18 protein-coding genes are annotated in these 15,591 nt (G+C 66.4%); 12 read left to right on the top strand and 6 right to left on the bottom strand.

The window, feature by feature from the left end; all coding sequences use genetic code 11:
- Positions 1 to 307: 307 nt before the first annotated feature.
- The gene (locus tag MUN73_RS15835; protein WP_250141479.1) at positions 308 to 1,144 is read left to right on the top strand and encodes an aldo/keto reductase; all 837 of its coding nucleotides are present in this window, start codon (positions 308 to 310) and stop codon (positions 1,142 to 1,144) included.
- A 78-nt stretch (positions 1,145 to 1,222) separates the two neighbouring features.
- Positions 1,223 to 1,606: a methylmalonyl-CoA epimerase gene (gene mce / locus MUN73_RS15830; RefSeq protein WP_250141478.1), complete on the top strand. Its 384-nt coding sequence runs from the start codon at positions 1,223 to 1,225 to the stop codon at positions 1,604 to 1,606.
- Positions 1,607 to 1,644: 38 nt separating this feature from the next.
- Here mce and MUN73_RS15825 read toward each other — a convergent pair whose 3' ends face one another.
- Together MUN73_RS15825 and MUN73_RS15820 are read right to left on the bottom strand one after the other, a co-directional pair.
- Complete coding sequence (locus tag MUN73_RS15825) at positions 1,645 to 2,019, bottom strand: hypothetical protein (protein ID WP_250141886.1); 375 nt, start codon at positions 2,017 to 2,019, stop codon at positions 1,645 to 1,647.
- Positions 2,020 to 2,176: 157 nt separating this feature from the next.
- Positions 2,177 to 2,842 (bottom strand): FAD-dependent oxidoreductase, encoded by a 666-nt coding sequence (locus MUN73_RS15820; protein ID WP_250141477.1) that lies wholly within the window; start codon positions 2,840 to 2,842, stop codon positions 2,177 to 2,179.
- A 151-nt stretch (positions 2,843 to 2,993) separates the two neighbouring features.
- On the opposite strand from MUN73_RS15820, the gene MUN73_RS15815 reads away from it, so the two are divergent.
- On the top strand, positions 2,994 to 4,748 hold the full coding sequence (locus MUN73_RS15815) for a 2-oxoacid:acceptor oxidoreductase subunit alpha (RefSeq protein ID WP_250141476.1): 1,755 nt from the start codon (positions 2,994 to 2,996) through the stop codon (positions 4,746 to 4,748).
- Positions 4,748 to 5,611: a 2-oxoacid:ferredoxin oxidoreductase subunit beta gene (locus MUN73_RS15810; protein ID WP_250141475.1), complete on the top strand. Its 864-nt coding sequence runs from the start codon at positions 4,748 to 4,750 to the stop codon at positions 5,609 to 5,611. The genes MUN73_RS15815 and MUN73_RS15810 overlap by 1 nt, the downstream gene beginning before the upstream one ends.
- Before the next feature lie 153 nt (positions 5,612 to 5,764).
- On the opposite strand, the gene MUN73_RS15805 is transcribed toward MUN73_RS15810, so the two are convergent.
- Both MUN73_RS15805 and MUN73_RS15800 read right to left on the bottom strand, forming a co-directional pair.
- Positions 5,765 to 6,052 carry a hypothetical protein gene (locus MUN73_RS15805; protein WP_250141474.1) on the bottom strand — a complete coding sequence of 96 codons (288 nt, stop codon included), beginning with the start codon at positions 6,050 to 6,052 and terminating at the stop codon, positions 5,765 to 5,767.
- A 16-nt stretch (positions 6,053 to 6,068) separates the two neighbouring features.
- Positions 6,069 to 6,605, bottom strand: a complete 537-nt coding sequence (locus MUN73_RS15800) for a DoxX family protein (RefSeq protein ID WP_250141473.1) — start codon at positions 6,603 to 6,605, stop codon at positions 6,069 to 6,071.
- 461 nt (positions 6,606 to 7,066) lie between these two features.
- Here MUN73_RS15800 and MUN73_RS15795 point away from each other — a divergent pair, with 461 nt between their 5' ends.
- Positions 7,067 to 7,438: a helix-turn-helix domain-containing protein gene (locus tag MUN73_RS15795; RefSeq protein WP_250141472.1), complete on the top strand. Its 372-nt coding sequence runs from the start codon at positions 7,067 to 7,069 to the stop codon at positions 7,436 to 7,438.
- A 27-nt stretch (positions 7,439 to 7,465) separates the two neighbouring features.
- On the opposite strand, the gene MUN73_RS15790 is transcribed toward MUN73_RS15795, so the two are convergent.
- Entirely contained in the window at positions 7,466 to 8,089 is a 624-nt protein-coding gene (locus MUN73_RS15790; RefSeq protein ID WP_250141471.1) for a helix-turn-helix domain-containing protein, read from the bottom strand.
- Positions 8,090 to 8,256: 167 nt separating this feature from the next.
- On the opposite strand from MUN73_RS15790, the gene MUN73_RS15785 reads away from it, so the two are divergent.
- The 6 genes from MUN73_RS15785 (at position 8,257) to MUN73_RS15760 (ending at position 13,289) form a co-directional block, all read left to right on the top strand.
- On the top strand, positions 8,257 to 9,300 hold the full coding sequence (locus tag MUN73_RS15785; RefSeq protein WP_250141470.1) for a P-loop NTPase: 1,044 nt from the start codon (positions 8,257 to 8,259) through the stop codon (positions 9,298 to 9,300).
- 102 nt (positions 9,301 to 9,402) lie between these two features.
- The gene (locus tag MUN73_RS15780) at positions 9,403 to 10,179 is read left to right on the top strand and encodes an electron transfer flavoprotein subunit beta/FixA family protein (protein ID WP_250141469.1); all 777 of its coding nucleotides are present in this window, start codon (positions 9,403 to 9,405) and stop codon (positions 10,177 to 10,179) included.
- Positions 10,176 to 11,216: an electron transfer flavoprotein subunit alpha/FixB family protein gene (locus tag MUN73_RS15775; protein ID WP_250141468.1), complete on the top strand. Its 1,041-nt coding sequence runs from the start codon at positions 10,176 to 10,178 to the stop codon at positions 11,214 to 11,216. The genes MUN73_RS15780 and MUN73_RS15775 overlap by 4 nt, the downstream gene beginning before the upstream one ends.
- On the top strand, positions 11,213 to 12,568 hold the full coding sequence (locus tag MUN73_RS15770) for an FAD-dependent oxidoreductase (protein WP_250141467.1): 1,356 nt from the start codon (positions 11,213 to 11,215) through the stop codon (positions 12,566 to 12,568). The genes MUN73_RS15775 and MUN73_RS15770 overlap by 4 nt, the downstream gene beginning before the upstream one ends.
- A 1-nt stretch (position 12,569) precedes the next feature.
- Complete coding sequence (locus MUN73_RS15765; RefSeq protein WP_250141466.1) at positions 12,570 to 12,881, top strand: ferredoxin family protein; 312 nt, start codon at positions 12,570 to 12,572, stop codon at positions 12,879 to 12,881.
- A gap of 174 nt (positions 12,882 to 13,055) precedes the next feature.
- Positions 13,056 to 13,289, top strand: a complete 234-nt coding sequence (locus tag MUN73_RS15760; protein WP_250141465.1) for a hypothetical protein — start codon at positions 13,056 to 13,058, stop codon at positions 13,287 to 13,289.
- A gap of 214 nt (positions 13,290 to 13,503) precedes the next feature.
- On the opposite strand, the gene MUN73_RS15755 is transcribed toward MUN73_RS15760, so the two are convergent.
- A complete protein-coding gene (locus tag MUN73_RS15755; protein ID WP_250141464.1) occupies positions 13,504 to 14,166 on the bottom strand; it encodes a DUF6517 family protein in 663 nt (220 codons plus the stop codon).
- A gap of 234 nt (positions 14,167 to 14,400) precedes the next feature.
- Here MUN73_RS15755 and MUN73_RS15750 point away from each other — a divergent pair, with 234 nt between their 5' ends.
- Positions 14,401 to 15,522, top strand: coding sequence for a pyridoxal phosphate-dependent aminotransferase (locus MUN73_RS15750; protein WP_250141463.1), 1,122 nt, complete (start codon positions 14,401 to 14,403; stop codon positions 15,520 to 15,522).
- Positions 15,523 to 15,591: the final 69 nt, after the last annotated feature.

Raw genomic sequence — 15,591 nt, 5'->3', positions numbered from 1 at the left:
GAGAGATGCGTCGCGGGAGGTGGGAACCCGCAAGAACGGCGGTCAGAGGGACCGAATCCCGCCAGTTCGATCGGACGGTGTGACTCGATCGTAATGGCGTCGCGGTGTTGAGTACCGTGCCGGCGCGAGCAAGGCAGTCGGTGACCGGATCGTGGGGACCGGATTCGGATCCGGCCTCATACGGATTGCTGTAACGAGTTACCGGCGCAACCGCCGCCCGGATCGCGGTTGCGCCGGAAATGACTCACAGTAAACCGTATCACAATGCGGGCCTGACGTTGAATATCGCCTTCGACGAATGGTCGGTATGGAGTCCGATCGCGACGTCTCGACAGCCACGATCGACGCGGGAGGGGCGACGATTCCGGCGCTCGGGTTCGGGACTGCACGGATGACGGGTGCGGAGTGCCAGCGAGCCGTCGAAATCGCGCTCGAGGTCGGCTATCGCCACGTCGATACCGCCCAGATGTACGACAACGAGGAGGCCGTCGGCCGCGCGATAGCGGCGAGCGGCGTCGATCGGGACGACGTCTTCGTCACGACGAAGGTGGACACCGGCAACCTCGGGTTCGAGGACGTCCACCGGTCGACGCGGGCGAGTCTCGATCGGCTCGGACTCGAGACGATCGATCTCCTCCTGATTCACGCGCCGCGGTCCCACGTGCCCCTCGAAGAGACGCTTCAGGCGATGAACGAACTCAAGGACGAGGGCCTCGTCGACCATATCGGAGTGAGCAACTTTTCCGTGGATCAACTCGAGACGGCTCGACAGCTCTCGGAGACGCCGATCGTCACGAACCAGGTGAAGTACCACCCCTACCACCACCAGGACGATCTGCTCGAGTACTGCGTCGACCACGAGATCTGCCTGACGGCCTACAGCCCGCTCGCCGAGGGCGCGGTGCCGGGCGACGATCGGCTCGCGGCGATCGGGGAGCGGGACGGCAAGTCTGCATCCCAGGTGGCGCTCCGGTGGCTCCTCCAGCAGCCGTTCGTCGCGCCGATTCCGAAGGCGTCGAGCCGCGAGCACATCGCGGCGAACGCCGACGTCTTCGACTTCGAACTGACCGACGAGGAGATGCGGACCGTCGCGGAGATGGGCGGCGTCTGGGATCGGCTGGCCGCCGCGATCGGCCTGCGCTGAGCGCGCCCTCGACGCCGGAACCGGATACCGCACGAAAAATCCCAACAGTAACACGTACCCCGCGTCGAGTACGACACGATGCACTTCGATCACGCCGGTATCGCGACCGACGACGCACAGGGTCTCGCGGAACTGTACGCCGACCTCTTCGGCCTCGAGGTCGCCCACGAGGAGGAGTTCGACGGCATGCGCGTCGTCTTCCTCGACTGCGACGACGGCTACCTCGAACTGCTCGAACCGATCGAGGACGGCACCATCGCGAGCTATCTCGAGACCAACGGCCCGGGAATCCACCACCTGGCGCTCGCGACGGACGACGTCGAGGGCGCGCTCGAGACCGCGCGCGAGCACGACGTGCGACTGATCGACGAGGAACCCCGCCCCGGCGCGTGGGGCCACGAGGTCGCGTTTCTGCATCCCAAGGATACGGGCGGGATCCTGATAGAGTTCGTCGAACACTGAGTCAGGAGGTCGATCGAGACTCGAGTCGAGTCGCTGGCTCAGCCCTCGTCGTCGCCCTCCCGTTCGACGTCGATCCGGTGCGGTTCGACGGGTTCGCGATCGTCACTTCCGCCACCGACCGGGATCTTCGTCCCGAGTTCGCTGGCGAACGACTGGACCCGATCGATCAGCGTCTCGACTTCCTCTTCGAACTGTTCGACGGATCGCTCGACGTAGTGGACCCGCCGCGAGGGGATCCGTCGGACGATGTCGTGGCCTTCCTCGTCCTCGTCGGTCTTGATGATCCAGTGGTCCTGGAAGTAGGCGATGTGTTCGTTCGGGACCGTCTTCCGGACGGTCCCCTCATCCGGTTCCTCGTAGACGATCGTCGCTTCGCCCAGATCGCGCTGGATTTCGAGGTCGTCGTCGACGATGTCGTCCATGACTGGACCCACCACGCGAGGGGGCGTAGAGACTGTGCTTGCGACGGAACAGTGACACGTCTTGCGACGGACAGTGACCGCGCCACGAGCCAGTACCTGACGACCGACGCTCGCTCCGACTGTATCGCGACGAGGGTGGTCTCGGAGCCTAGCCGAAGTTCTCGATCAGCGCGTCGTCCGGATCGCCGCCCGCGTCGTCGATCGCGTCCGCGGCGGCCCGCACGAAGTCTTCGAAGCCGAAGGCGTAGACCTGCCCTTCGTCGTGGGAGGTTGCGATCGCGTCCGCGAGTTCGTCGGGGGCGTCCTCCTCGACGAACCGGACGTCGACGCCCTCCGCTTCGATCGCCTCGAGGCGATCGACGTGGGCGGGGTCGTCGTCCTGGTAGATGACGGCCGCGCCGTGACTAGACTCGTGGGCCGCTTCGGCGATCGCGACCGCGGGACCCACGCCCGGGCCGCCCGCGATCGCGACGACATCGCAGTCGCGCTCGTAGGTGATCGTCCCGAACGGGCCCTCGACGTGTACCGTCTCGCCGCCGTCCAGATCGGCGAGCCACGGCGAGAGGTCGCCGTCCGGATCGATCCCGACGGTGATCTCGAACGTGTCCCCGACCGACGGCGACGAGAGCGTGTAGTGGCGCATGACGACGTCGTCCTCGTCGACGTCCTGCTGGTCGTCGCTCCCGGGGACCGCACGGAGCAACACGAACTGCCCGGGCACGGCGTCGAACCCGGCGGGCGTCTCGAGTTCGAGTGCGACGGTATCCGGGCCGACCTCGCGGACCGATTCGACGGAAACTGGCGTCCCCTTCATGTCGAACCAGTTCGCCAGGAGCCTCAAAAGGGATTCCGTTCGAATCGAGCGGAGTTTTTCGTCGTCGAGTGAATATATGGGCCGCTGTCGCGGGTGTATGGCCGGGGTTTCAGAAGCCTTTTCATAGGTGGCGGGCAAGTTTCGCCCTAACATGGCTGAGGATCTCAACTGGGCGATCGGAGGCGAGGCCGGGGACGGAATCGACTCCACTGGGAAAATCTTTGCCCAGGCCCTTTCCAGAGCCGGACGGCACGTATTCACGTCGAAAGACTTCGCGTCGCGAATCCGTGGGGGGTACACGGCCTACAAGATCCGGACCGCGGTCGACGACGTCCAGAGCGTCGTCGATCGGCTGGACATTCTCGTCGCGCTGACACAGCGGACGATCGACGAGAACCTGGACGAACTCCACGAGGGCAGCGCCATCATCTACGACGGCGAACGCTCGTGGGAGGCCGAGATTCCCGACGAGATGACGGCCGTCGACGTCCCCCTGAAGTCGCTCGCCGAGGACGCTGGCGGGGCCATCATGCGCAACGTCGTCGCGCTCGGTGCCGCGTGTGAGATCACCGGCTTCGACGTCGAGTACCTCGACGAGTCCCTCGAGAAGCGCTTCGGTGGCAAGGGCTCGAAGATCGTCGAGAACAACAAGCAAGCGGCTCGCCTCGGCCAGGAGTACGTCCAGGAGAACTACGACCTGGACCACCTCGGATACGATCTCGAGACGACCGACGAGGACTACGTCCTCCTGAACGGCAACGAGGCGATCGGCATGGGTGCGATCGCCGCCGGCTGCCGATTCTACGCCGGCTACCCGATCACGCCCGCGACGTCGATCATGGAGTACCTGACGGGCCGGATCGAGGACTACGGCGGCCACGTCGTCCAGGCCGAGGACGAGCTGTCGGCGATCAACATGGCGCTCGGGGCCGCCCGCGGCGGTGCCCGATCGATGACCGCGACGTCCGGGGCCGGGATCGACCTCATGACCGAGACGTTCGGTCTGGTCGCGACCAGCGAGACGCCGCTGGTCATCGCCGACGTCCAGCGCTCCGGTCCCTCGACCGGGATGCCGACGAAACAGGAGCAAGGCGACCTCAACATGGCCCTGTACGGCGGCCACGGCGAGGTGCCGCGGTTCGTCGTCGCGCCGACGTCGATCACCGAGTGCTTCTGGAAGACGATCGAGGCGTTCAACCTCGCCGAGAAGTACCAGACGCCGGTCTTCCTCGTCTCCGACCTCGCGATGTCGGTCACCGAACAGACGTTCCCGCCCGAGGCCTTCGACATGGACGAAGTCGAGATCGATCGCGGCAAACTCGTCGACGAGGACGAGGTCGACGAGTGGCTCGACGCCCAGGGTCGGTTCCGCGCCCACGCCGTCACCGACGACGGCGTCAGCCCGCGTGCCATCCCCGGCGCGACCGACGGCGCTCACATGAGCACGGGGCTCGAACACGACGAACTCGGTCGCCGGACCGAAGACGAGGACGAGCGCGTCCAGCAGGTCGACAAGCGCAACCGGAAGGTCGAGACGGCCAAAGAACAGGAATCCTGGGAGTATCGTGAATTCGGCAACTCCGACGCCGACAACCTCGTCATCTCGTGGGGCTCGAACGAGGGCGCGCTCGTCGAGGCGCTCGACTACCTCGAGGAGGACGACATCGACGTCCGCGTGCTCTCGGTCCCCTACATCTTCCCGCGCCCCGACCTGAGCGACGAGATCGAGGCCGCAGACGAGACGATCGTCGTCGAATGTAACGCGACCGGCCAGTTCGCCGACGTGATCGAACACGACGTGCTTACCCGCGTGAAGCGCATCAACAAGTACACGGGTGTTCGCTTCAAGGCGGACGAACTCGCCGAAGAGATTACCCAGAAACTCACCGAGGAGGTGCCCGCATAATGAGCTCCGACGTCAGATTCACCGACTTCAAGTCCGACAAACAGCCAACGTGGTGTCCCGGCTGCGGCGACTTCGGGACGATGAACGGCATGATGAAAGCCCTCGCGAACACCGGCAACGATCCCGACAACACCTTCGTGGTGGCCGGGATCGGCTGTTCCGGCAAGATCGGGACCTACATGCACAGCTACGCCCTCCACGGGGTCCACGGCCGTGCGCTCCCGGTCGGCACCGGCGTCAAGATGGCCCGGCCCGACATCGAGGTCATGGTCGCCGGTGGGGACGGCGACGGCTACTCGATCGGTGCCGGCCACTTCGTCCACGCCGTCCGCCGCAACGTCGACATGACCTACGTCGTCATGGACAACCGCATCTACGGGCTGACCAAGGGCCAGGCCTCGCCGACGTCGCGATCGGACTTCGAGACCTCGACGACCCCCGAAGGGCCGAAACAGCCCCCGGTCAACCCGCTCGCGCTCGCGCTCGCCTCCGGAGCCAGTTTCATCGCCCAGTCGTTCGCCTCCGACGCCCTCCGCCACCAGGAGATCGTCCAGGAAGCGATCGAGCACGACGGCTTCGGCTTCGTCAACGTCTTCAGCCCCTGCGTCACGTTCAACGACGTCGACACCTACGACTACTTCCGCGACACCCTCGTCGACCTCGAGGAGGAGGGCCACGACCCGACCGACTACGAGGCCGCGAAGGAAGTCATCCTCGACGGCGAGAAGGAGTTCCAGGGCGTGATGTACAAGGAAGAGAATTCGGTCCCGTACCACGAACAGCACGGCGTCACCGAGAACATGTCCGAGATTCCGGACGGCGCGCCCGACGACGCGATGGACCTCGTCCGCGAGTTCTACTGATCGCGACCGGCGGTCCGGATTTCGACGATCGAAAAATCGGGCGGCGACCGAGTCGCTGTTTGTCTATAGTAGCCACTGAAACGATTTACACACTGATCGCAACGCAGTCCTGCGATCAGGTGTGCATTGACTTTCAGTGGCTACTATAGCCGTTCAGTCGGCTGCGGGTGTGGTCTGCTGTTCGACCTCGACGGACGGGGCCCGCGTTAGCTTGTAGATCGCAAAGCCCAGCCAGACCAGTAGCCCGAGGGCGATGACGTACGCCCGGAGGTCCGGCGAGACCACCGGCGTCGCGACGACGGTACCCTCTTCCACGACGGGCATGTGGGGTGCGTTCGAGATCACGTTCACGAACCCGAGGATCATGGTCCCGAGCAGGACCAGGCCGCCCCCGAGCAGCATGGCGATGCGATCGGCGGTCGTCAGTGTATCTGTGGTCATTGTTGTTCACCTCGTATTAGCCCATCAGGTAGCGCAGCCAGGGTCGCTTCTCCACGGCGTCGGTCTGTTCGAGGTACGCGTCGATACCCCAGACGCGACCAGCAGCGAAGACGATGATCGTCAGGAACAGCAACAGTCCCAGCAGGTCGCCGTTGACGAAGCCGTTCTCCCAGCCGGTGCCCCCGAAGTAGAAGAAGAACATCAGGATTGCACCGTTGGCCGCGGCCAGCCGAGTCAGACATCCGAAGATGAGCCCGAGCCCGATCGCTAACTGGCCCCACGGAACCATGAAGTTCGGGATGATCACCGCGTTCAGCGCGAACCACTCGGTGACCGGGTAGACGATCGATCCCTCGGTCGCGTGCAACAACCACCCCTCGGCGTCGTAGAGCAGGCCGTATTCGACGATTTTTCCGAGCCCGGCCGAGAGGAACCACCAGCCCGTAATCAATCGGAGGAAGACCAGCCAGTAGCTGGCCCAGGGGCCGTCGAGCCCGTACGATACCTCCCGCCCGAACAGACGGGTGTCCAGCCGCATCGTGTTCGTAGACATGGTCGGTCACCTCGCACGTGAAGCTGCGACCGGGAGTCAAAACGGTCCATCGCTACATATTGCAGGCGTTCTTACGGCACGGGTCGATCGCCCGCGGGATCGATCGAGCGTGACGCGTACGCGGGGTCCGAAACTCGGGGGTCGGTTCGGCTCGAAAGCGATCGTCGGGAATGATCGTCGATTCGGTCGGCTCGCCCTGCGAACGCCCCCGACTGATATAAACGACTGTATTATTCAGCCGGAGGGCCACGACGATCGCGGACGAAGTGTTCGTATGAACGATTACGTGGCCATCACTCCGACGGCGCACCGTCCGGAGCAGTCTCGTGCGGCCCCCGGTCGATCGATCCCACGGGCGATCGGTCCACGCCGCGAGAAGCGTACGTCTCCGGCCGGCGGGGTTCACGAGACAGGGAACCGGATCGATCCGCGGCCGTCGGTCACGAGGAGGTACGATCGCCATGACTGACCGGGACGACGTCGAGCGGCTGCGCCTCTCGATACTCGCCACGGAGATCGAGCCGATCCAGCAGGTCCTGACCTGCATCGACGACGTCGATCCGGCGGTCCGGTTAGAGTCGATGTCGATCGAGTCGCCGGGACAGTCGAGCGTCGAGATCGATACCGACGAAATCACGCCGAAGCAGTGGGAGGCGCTCGTCCTGGCGTTCGAGCGAGGGTACTACGATCGGCCGCGGACCGTCGAACTCGAGGCGCTCGCGGACGAGCTATCGATATCGAAGTCGGCCGTCTCCCAGCGGCTCCGTGGTGCGGAAGCCACGCTCATCGAATCGATCGTGAGGGAGAGTCAGCCCGCGATGGTGGATCAGTAAGCCCGAAAGCGGGATCGATTGCATCGGTCAGTCCGTCACGAACGACCGTATCAGCGTGAGTTCCACGGCGTTGAGTCGCTGGGAGACGGCCGACTTCGAGACGCCGAGGCGATCGGCCAGTTCGGAAAGCGTCGCCGTTCGTGGCCGATCGTAGTAGCCGAGTTCGACCGCGAGTTCGACGGCTTCGCGCTGTTTGGCCGTGACGTCCGTCGCGTCGATTTCGAGGGTGACGTCCCCGTCGTCCACTCCGTGTGCGAGTCGCTGGAGTCGAACGGTCGCCCCGGTCTCCTCGAGCGCGGAGATGATCCGGCTGAGCAACGGCCGGTCCTCGACGACCAGCGAAATTACGAGTGAGCCGTCAGTCACCGCTTCGACGTCGAACACGCAGTCGAACTGGCTGATCGCGCCACAGACGCAGTCGCCCGTCGTGGCCGAGGACACGTAGGATCGCTCGCAGGTGCCGTCGTCGATCACCGTGATCTCGCTGTGACAGCTTCCACCACTGGAGACGCTCCGGGTGACCGCCGCCGCGTTCGGCGCCGCCGAAACGACCGGGCAGTTGGCGTTCGGGCCAGGGTCGACCTCGAGCCTCGCCCGGAGCGGCGGCGTTTCTGGACCCCCTGTCGATTGCTGGACGGACGTGGCGGGCATACGAATGGCTGGCGTCGCCAGGATCGTATAAGATGGGGACCGTTCTTGCTGAGTGGGCATGACCTGCACGCGTGTATCCACAGCGTCAGTGTCCGGGAACCGGACCGGCGGTTTTGGGTCCGGCGTCTCCATCGCTCCCGTATGGGATAGCGATCCCGGGTGAGACCATGATACCGGAAGATCAGCTATGGGAGCGGCTCCGTGCGGTCGAAGATCCGGAACTGGACGTCGACATCGTTTCGCTGGGACTCGTGACGGACGTCCACGTCGAGGCGGACGTCGCAGTCGTCTCCCTCGCGTTCAACGCGCCGCTGTCGCCGGCGGAGTGGACGATGTGCGACGAGATCCGTGCACTCTGCCGCGGCGTCGGACTCGAACCGCGGCTGTACGCCGATCGCGACGACCAGCGAGAGCCCGTCCCGGGTATCAAGAACGCGGTCGCGATCGGGACGACGGACCCCGACGCCGAAACGGGGCTCGTGACCGCGAACCTGGCGATGGGTCTCGCGTCGCTCGGCGCTCGCGTCGGCGTGCTGGACATCCGTCTCGACGGGGACGACGAGACGTGGATCGAGACGTGGATCGAGACGGCGGATCCGCCGGACCTCTCGGCCGATCCGATCGTCCCCCCGACCGTCCGGGAGGTGCCGGTCGTCCGCCTCGGCCCGGCGATCCCGGCCGGCGACGATCCGCCGGCCGGGGCGACCGTCCTCGAACTCCTCTTCCCGCCCGTCCTGGAGGCGCTCGAGTGGGGGCCGCTGGACTACCTGCTCGTGACGCTCCCGGCCGGAACCGGGCGGGTTCCGCAGGTCGTCGTCGAAGCGATGGCGATCGACGGGACGATCGCCGTCGCGTCCGCCGACGCGGACCCGGCGGCCGTTCGAACGTCGATCGAGGCGTTCGAGAGCCTCGAGCCGTCTCTGCTGGGCGTTCTGGAAACCGTCGCCCGGCGTTCGAGCGGACGCGGCGACCCGGCGAGAGAGAACGAGTGGCAGTTCAGCCGTCCCGGATCCGGGTGTCCGACGCTCGGACTCGTCCCGTGCGATCGGAGTACGATCGCCACGTCTGCGGAACCGCCCCGGTTCGACGGCCACGACGTGGCGAGCGTGAGCGAGGCGGACGACGCGCCGTTCCGGCGACTCGCCGTAGCGGTCGCGGACCGCGTCGGGGCGGTCAACCGCCGGACCGTCGCCCGGCGGCAACTCGCCTGAGACGACATAAGGACACGCACCCGTGAAGGGGGTTCCCACACGACTGGAACTGCCGTAGTAGACCTCCCGTCTCGCGGTCCTACGTCCGAATGTGGTGATAGTATGACATGGACAATCGTCGTCGGGATCAAACAGGTACCCGACGCTGACGAGGTCGGCATCGATCCCGACACGGGGCGACTCGACAGGGCGAGTGCGCCCGCGGTCATGAACGGGCCCGATCGGCACGCCCTCGAGGCGGCCCTGACGATCCGGGACGCTGCCGGTGGCGAGGTGATCGCGATGACGATGGGGCCGCCGAACGCGACGAGTATCCTCGAGGACGCCGTCGCGATGGGGTGTGACGACGCGGTCCTGATCTCCGATCGCGCGTTCGCGGGCAGCGACACGTGGCCGACGAGCCTCACGCTGGCGCGGGCGGCCGAGGAACTCGGGGCCGACGTGGTCGTCGCCGGCGAGGAGACCACGGACTCCTCGACCGGACAGGTTCCGCCGGGGATCGCGGCGCACAACGGCTGGGCGCAGTTGACCTACGCGGAGGCGGTCGATCCCCGGCCCGAGGAAGGCAGGCTCGTCGCCAGACGCGACGTTGAAGGCGGGTACGAACTGGTCGCCGCCGAGTTGCCGGTCGTCGTCGCCGTCGCGTTCGGCGAGTTCGACCCCCGACCGGCCCCACTGCATCGCAAGATCTACGGCGAGAACGACTTCGAGCCGACCGTCTGGGACGCCGAGGACCTCGGGATCAAAGACGAGGTCGGTCTCGACGTCTCCCCGACGTCCGTCGGTCGGATGGAGACGGTCGATCCGGTCGAACGGAAGTCCGAGGTGGTCGACGACGTCGACGACCTCGCCGCGGCCATCACGGAGGTGAGAGCATGACCGACGACGACGGCCCCGCGATCGATCCGGACGAGTACGAGGACGTCTGGGTGTTCGTCGAGGAACACGACGGCGACGTGATGCCCGTCTCCTGGGAACTGCTCGCGGAGGCGAAGGCGCTCGCCGAGACGACCGGCGACGACCTGGTCGCGCTGACGATCGGCGAAGACCTCGATGACGTGGCCGAGGAAGCGATCGCCCGCGGTGCCGATCGCGTGCTGGTCGCCGACGATCCGGTCTTCGAACCCTACCGCGCGGATCCGTACGGCGAACAGTTCCGCGCGATGGTCGAGGACCGCAAGCCCTCGATCGTCCTGATCGGCGGCACGCACACGGGCCGGGACTTCGCGGGCCGGGTCGCCGTCCCCGCCCACGCCGGCCTCACCGCCGACGTCACCGAGATCGACGTCGACGACGAGGGGGTCCTGCAGGCCCGCCGGCCGGCGTTCGGCGGCGACATCCTGGCGACGATCCTCTGCGAGGAACACCGCCCGCAGATGGCGACGATCCGGCCGGGCGTCTTCGAGGCGGCCGAACCGGATCCCGATCGGATCGACAGCGATGCCGGCGAGATCGTCGACGTCGAGGTCGTCGTCGACGAGGACGACGCCGTCAGCGAGGTCCTCGAACGGGAGGTCGGCGAGACCGCCGACATCACCGAGGCCGATCGGATCGTGGCGGTCGGCCACGGCGTCGAGGGCGACCTCGGCCCGGCGCGGGAACTGGCCGAGGCCATAGACGCCGAACTCGCGGCGAGTCGCGCCGCGGTCGACGAGGGCTGGATCGACGGCGCGCGACAGGTCGGCCAGACGGGCAAGACCGTCAGGCCGGAGCTGTACGTCGCGGTCGGGATCAGCGGCGCGATCCAGCACGTCGAGGGGATGAACAAGAGCGACACCGTCGTGGCGATCAACGACGATCCGAACGCACCGATCTTCGACCACGCCGACTACGGCATCGTGGGCGACCTCTTCGAGGTCTGTCCCGCACTGGTCGAGCGACTCGAAACCGAACCGATCGGGGAGGTGGTACAATGAGTCCAGCACTCGAAACCGACACGCCGGACGAACCGAACTACGACGACGCGTTCGACGCGATCGTCGTCGGGGCCGGTCTCGCGGGTAGCGCCGCGGCCCTGACGATGGCCGATCGCGGCCTCGAGGTGCTCGTGATCGAGCGCGGATCGTCGCCGGGCGCGAAGAACGTCTTCGGCGGCGTCCTGTACACCCCGACGATCCGCGAACTGACCGACTTCGAGGACGCCCCGCTGGAGCGGTACGTCGCGGAGCGCCGATTCAGCATGCTGAGCGACGAGGACGAGACCGCCGTCTCCCTGCGCCCCGGCGAGTGGCACCGGGAGCCCCACAACGATTCCTACACCGTCTTGCGCGGCGAGTTCGACGAGTGGTTCGCCGAGCAGGCCGTCGACGCAGGGGCGACGCTGGTGACCGAAACGACCGTCACCGGCCTCGTCCGGGAACGGGGCCGCATCGTCGGCGTCGAGACCGATCGGCCCGACGGAACGATCAGGGCCCCCTACGTCGTCCTCGCGGAGGGCGGCAACTCGCTGGTCAGCGAGGGGGCGAACCTCAAGGAGACCGAGCGCCGGGAGAACGTCGCCGTCGCGGCCAAGGAGGTCCTCGAGTTCCCCGAGCGCGACGGGGTCATCGAGGACCGGTTCCGTCTGGTCGACGACGCGGGGGTCTCCTACCACTACTTCGGCGAGGGAGCCGTCGGCGACGCCTTCGGCGGCGGCTTCATCTACACCAACGAGGACACGGTGAGCGTCGGCGTCGCCTACCGGATCGAGGACGCCGTCGCTGCCGACCAGTCGCCCGAAGAGACGCTGAACGCGTTCAAGACTCACCCCGCCGTCGCGCCGCTGGTGCGAAACGCCCGAACCGTCGAGTACAGCGCCAAGACCATCCCCGAGGGCGGCGCCGAGAGCATCCCAGACCTCGTCCACGACGGCGCGGCGATCGTCGGCGACGCCGCCGGCCTGGTGCTCAACAACGGCGTCCACCTCGAGGGGACGAACATGGCCGTCGAGAGCGGCTACCACGCCGGCAACGCGATCGCTCGCGCGGCCGATCGGGACCGGACGGACGCCGACGCCCTGCGGGCCTATCCCGACGCGCTCGAAGAGTCGTTCGTGGTCCAGAACCTGGAGCGGTACGCGTGGATGATGGACGCGGTCGAGGCCGATCGCGACCTGCTGTTCGAGGACCTGCCGCGCGCGTTCGCCGACGCCGGCACGGAGTACTTCCGGATCGATCGCGACCCGAAGGAGGTCCACGCCGAGAACGCGAAACACGCCGTGCTCGACGCGCTCGGCGGCTGGTCCGGGGCCGCGAAACTGGCCTTCAGATATCGAAAGATGGTGACCTGAGATGAGTGTCCAACCCAAGACGCCCGAGATTACTAACGACTCGATGGAGGATCGCCTCTACACCGTCAAGTACGACGATCCCGGCGACTCCCACCTCGACGTGAAAGTGCCGGACATCTGCGCCGACTGCGAGACGAACGACTGCGTGAGCGTCTGTCCCGCAAACGTCTGGCGCGAGGGCGACGACGGCGTCCCCCACATCGCCTACGAGAACTGTCTCGAGTGCTCGAGCTGTCGGTTCGCCTGCCCGTACGACAACGTCGTCTGGGAGTATCCCGAGACGGGGAGCGGCGTGACGTTCAAACACGGGTGACGGGAAACACGCGCCCGCAGAGGGAGGGATCGGCGCGGAGCGGCAGGGTTGACGGGCCCGTACCGGTCCACCCCGGGCATAAAGGGGCCTGTACCGGTCCACCCCCGTCCCAAACCGCTGGGAACTGAATCGGCGTTTCTTGAGTGTGAACGACAACCGTACACGTGGAGGACCATGACCGATCCGCTCACCAGCCACGACGACACGACCGAAATCACGACCAGCGAAGAAGCCGCCGTACTCGCCTACGACACGCTGGCCGACGCAGGCTGCGAGTCAGTCGTCACGTCGCTGCCCCACCGCACGCGATCGACCTGGATCGTGCCCGCGACGAGCGAGTCCGGAGCGTGGCGAGTCCACATCGACCCCCGATCGGGAGCGACGCGCGTCGTCCGGAGCGAGGGGTAGTCGTCGATCGGGTCGGTTATAGTAGCCACTGAAACGATTTACACACTGATCGCAAAGTCGTCCTGCGATCAGGTGTGCATTGACTTTCAGTGGCTACTATAGCGTCGAGCGCGGCGCTCCCGGCGTGAGAGCGGCCGTTACCACCGGTCCGATCGTTCCTCGGCCAGAGTATAGGGGGACGGCTGGCGATCGAACGAGTCGAGACCGGCCGCCGTCAGTTCTCGGCCGGGTGTTCGACCGATTTCATCAGGTCGTCGATCGTCGGCCCCTCGTCGGCGAGCATCTCGGGGTAGCTACCCAGCAACACCAGGATGTCGCCCTCGTGATCGAACGAGGTCATCCTGAGTTCGACGTCGACGCGCTCACCCTGGAACTCGGTCTCGCCGAGGAAGACGTCGACGTCGCGCGTCCCGTCGAGGACCTCCAGCGTGTACGTCTCCTGGTGGTCGAGGTCCTCGACCTGCCCGTGTTCGCCGTCCATCTCGTCGACGAACTCGTCGAGGAGTTCCTCGTTCGTCATGTCGTCGATCGGGTTGAACGATCGGCCGGCGACCTCCATGCCCGGGATCGAGATAGCCGTGAACAGGCTCGCTTCTTGCTGTTCGTCCTGGTACGCCATCTCCTTCGTGTACGAGGAGAGCCAGACGGTCGCGCGGACCTCCCGTTCGACGCCCGCCTCGACGCTCTCCTCGATCGTCTCCTTCTCGATCGCTCGCTCCTCGTACTCGGTGTCCTCGAGCGCGGACTGGGCCGGTGCGACCCGGTCCGCGTGGAACTCGAGCGGTTCGTTCCCCTGTACGAAGTCGAGACACCCGGCAGTCGCTGCGAGCCCGAGCGAGGCTCCCGCAGCGAGAAACGCGCGTCGAGATGTCGTCATCAGGTCGGGAATGAGCGAGCCGAGGGATAACCGTTGTGGCCGATCCGTCCACACGACGGACGGGATGGTCCCGTGGGAGCGGCGAGCGGAGCGTCCTCGACGGAACGGAACCGACGAACAGGGCGATTCCGTCGAAACGGTGATCGGGACCGCACTGACCTCGCGATCGATACCTCCCGACGGCCGGCCACCGGTACATCAAGAGTTATCGGGGTTCACGTCACCCGTCTAGGCATGACGGAATTTGCAGCCCGGGTCGAACAGGTGTCGATCAGCGGTATCCGGGAGGTCTTCGAGGCCGCGGGCGAGGACGCGATCAACCTCGGCATCGGCCAGCCGGATTTTCCCACGCCCGAACACGCCCGCCGCGGGGCGATCGAAGCGATCGAGGACGGACTGACCGACGCCTACACCTCGAACAAGGGGACCCGATCGCTCCGGGAGGCGATCGCCGAGAAGTACGACCGCGACTACGACCTGGCGATCGATCCCGGGGACGTCATCGCCACCTCGGGCGGGAGCGAGGCGCTGCACCTCGTCCTCGAGGCCCACGTCGACGCGGGCCAGGAAGTGATCTTCCCCGATCCCGGCTTCGTCTCCTACGACGCCCTGACCCGGATCGCCGGCGGGGAGCCGAAACCGGTCGGCCTCCGCGAGGATCTCACCCTCGATCCGGCGACCGTCGAGGAGGCCATCACCGACGACACCGCGGCGTTCGTCGTCAACAGCCCCGCCAACCCGACGGGGGCCGTCCAGAGCGAGGCCGACATGCGCGAGTTCGCGCGCATCGCCGACGAACACGACGTGCTCTGTCTCTCCGACGAGGTCTACGAGCACATCGTCTTCGAGGGCGAGCACCGCTCGCCGTACGAGTTCGCCGAGACGGACAACGTCGTCGTCGTCAGCGCCTGCTCGAAGACCTACTCGATGACCGGGTGGCGACTCGGCTGGGTGCTCGGATCGAACCGGCGGATCGAACGCATGCTCCGGGTTCACCAGTACGCCCAGGCCTGTGCCTCCGCGCCGGCACAGTACGCCGCCGAGGCGGCGCTGACGGGGCCACAGGACCCCGTCGAGGAGATGGTCGAGGCCTTCGAACGGCGACGCGACGTCGTCCTCGACGGACTCGAGGACGCCGGACTCGAGGTGCCGAAGCCGGAAGGAGCGTTCTACGTCATGCCGAAGGTCCCCGAGGGCTGGTGTGACGCAGTGCTCGATCGGGACGTCGTCGTCGTTCCCGGCGACGCCTTCGGCGCGAACGGCGAGGGGTACGCCCGCCTCTCCTACGCGACGGGGATGGAGGAACTGAAAGAGGCCCTCGAGATCATCGACGGCGCGACGCGAGCGGTTCGGTAGGGTCGCGATCGCAGGGCTCACTCGATCCGCGTACCGACCGGGTCGTGGAATAGTCAGTCGCTCTACAAA

Source organism: Halosolutus amylolyticus (assembly GCF_023566055.1).
Lineage (GTDB): Archaea > Halobacteriota > Halobacteria > Halobacteriales > Natrialbaceae > Halosolutus > Halosolutus amylolyticus.
Note: the sequence above shows the minus strand (reverse complement) of the source record. Positions and strands in the feature narration are given on the sequence as shown.

Coding starts and splice junctions, on each gene's coding strand:
- MUN73_RS15835 (WP_250141479.1), top strand. CDS start 308: ATGGAGTCCGATCGCGACGTCTCGACAGCCACGATCGACGCGGGAGGG.
- mce (WP_250141478.1), top strand. CDS start 1,223: ATGCACTTCGATCACGCCGGTATCGCGACCGACGACGCACAGGGTCTC.
- MUN73_RS15820 (WP_250141477.1), bottom strand. CDS start 2,842: ATGAAGGGGACGCCAGTTTCCGTCGAATCGGTCCGCGAGGTCGGCCCG.
- MUN73_RS15815 (WP_250141476.1), top strand. CDS start 2,994: ATGGCTGAGGATCTCAACTGGGCGATCGGAGGCGAGGCCGGGGACGGA.
- MUN73_RS15810 (WP_250141475.1), top strand. CDS start 4,748: ATGAGCTCCGACGTCAGATTCACCGACTTCAAGTCCGACAAACAGCCA.
- MUN73_RS15805 (WP_250141474.1), bottom strand. CDS start 6,052: ATGACCACAGATACACTGACGACCGCCGATCGCATCGCCATGCTGCTC.
- MUN73_RS15800 (WP_250141473.1), bottom strand. CDS start 6,605: ATGTCTACGAACACGATGCGGCTGGACACCCGTCTGTTCGGGCGGGAG.
- MUN73_RS15795 (WP_250141472.1), top strand. CDS start 7,067: ATGACTGACCGGGACGACGTCGAGCGGCTGCGCCTCTCGATACTCGCC.
- MUN73_RS15790 (WP_250141471.1), bottom strand. CDS start 8,089: ATGCCCGCCACGTCCGTCCAGCAATCGACAGGGGGTCCAGAAACGCCG.
- MUN73_RS15785 (WP_250141470.1), top strand. CDS start 8,257: ATGATACCGGAAGATCAGCTATGGGAGCGGCTCCGTGCGGTCGAAGAT.
- MUN73_RS15780 (WP_250141469.1), top strand. CDS start 9,403: ATGACATGGACAATCGTCGTCGGGATCAAACAGGTACCCGACGCTGAC.
- MUN73_RS15775 (WP_250141468.1), top strand. CDS start 10,176: ATGACCGACGACGACGGCCCCGCGATCGATCCGGACGAGTACGAGGAC.
- MUN73_RS15770 (WP_250141467.1), top strand. CDS start 11,213: ATGAGTCCAGCACTCGAAACCGACACGCCGGACGAACCGAACTACGAC.
- MUN73_RS15765 (WP_250141466.1), top strand. CDS start 12,570: ATGAGTGTCCAACCCAAGACGCCCGAGATTACTAACGACTCGATGGAG.
- MUN73_RS15760 (WP_250141465.1), top strand. CDS start 13,056: ATGACCGATCCGCTCACCAGCCACGACGACACGACCGAAATCACGACC.
- MUN73_RS15755 (WP_250141464.1), bottom strand. CDS start 14,166: ATGACGACATCTCGACGCGCGTTTCTCGCTGCGGGAGCCTCGCTCGGG.
- MUN73_RS15750 (WP_250141463.1), top strand. CDS start 14,401: ATGACGGAATTTGCAGCCCGGGTCGAACAGGTGTCGATCAGCGGTATC.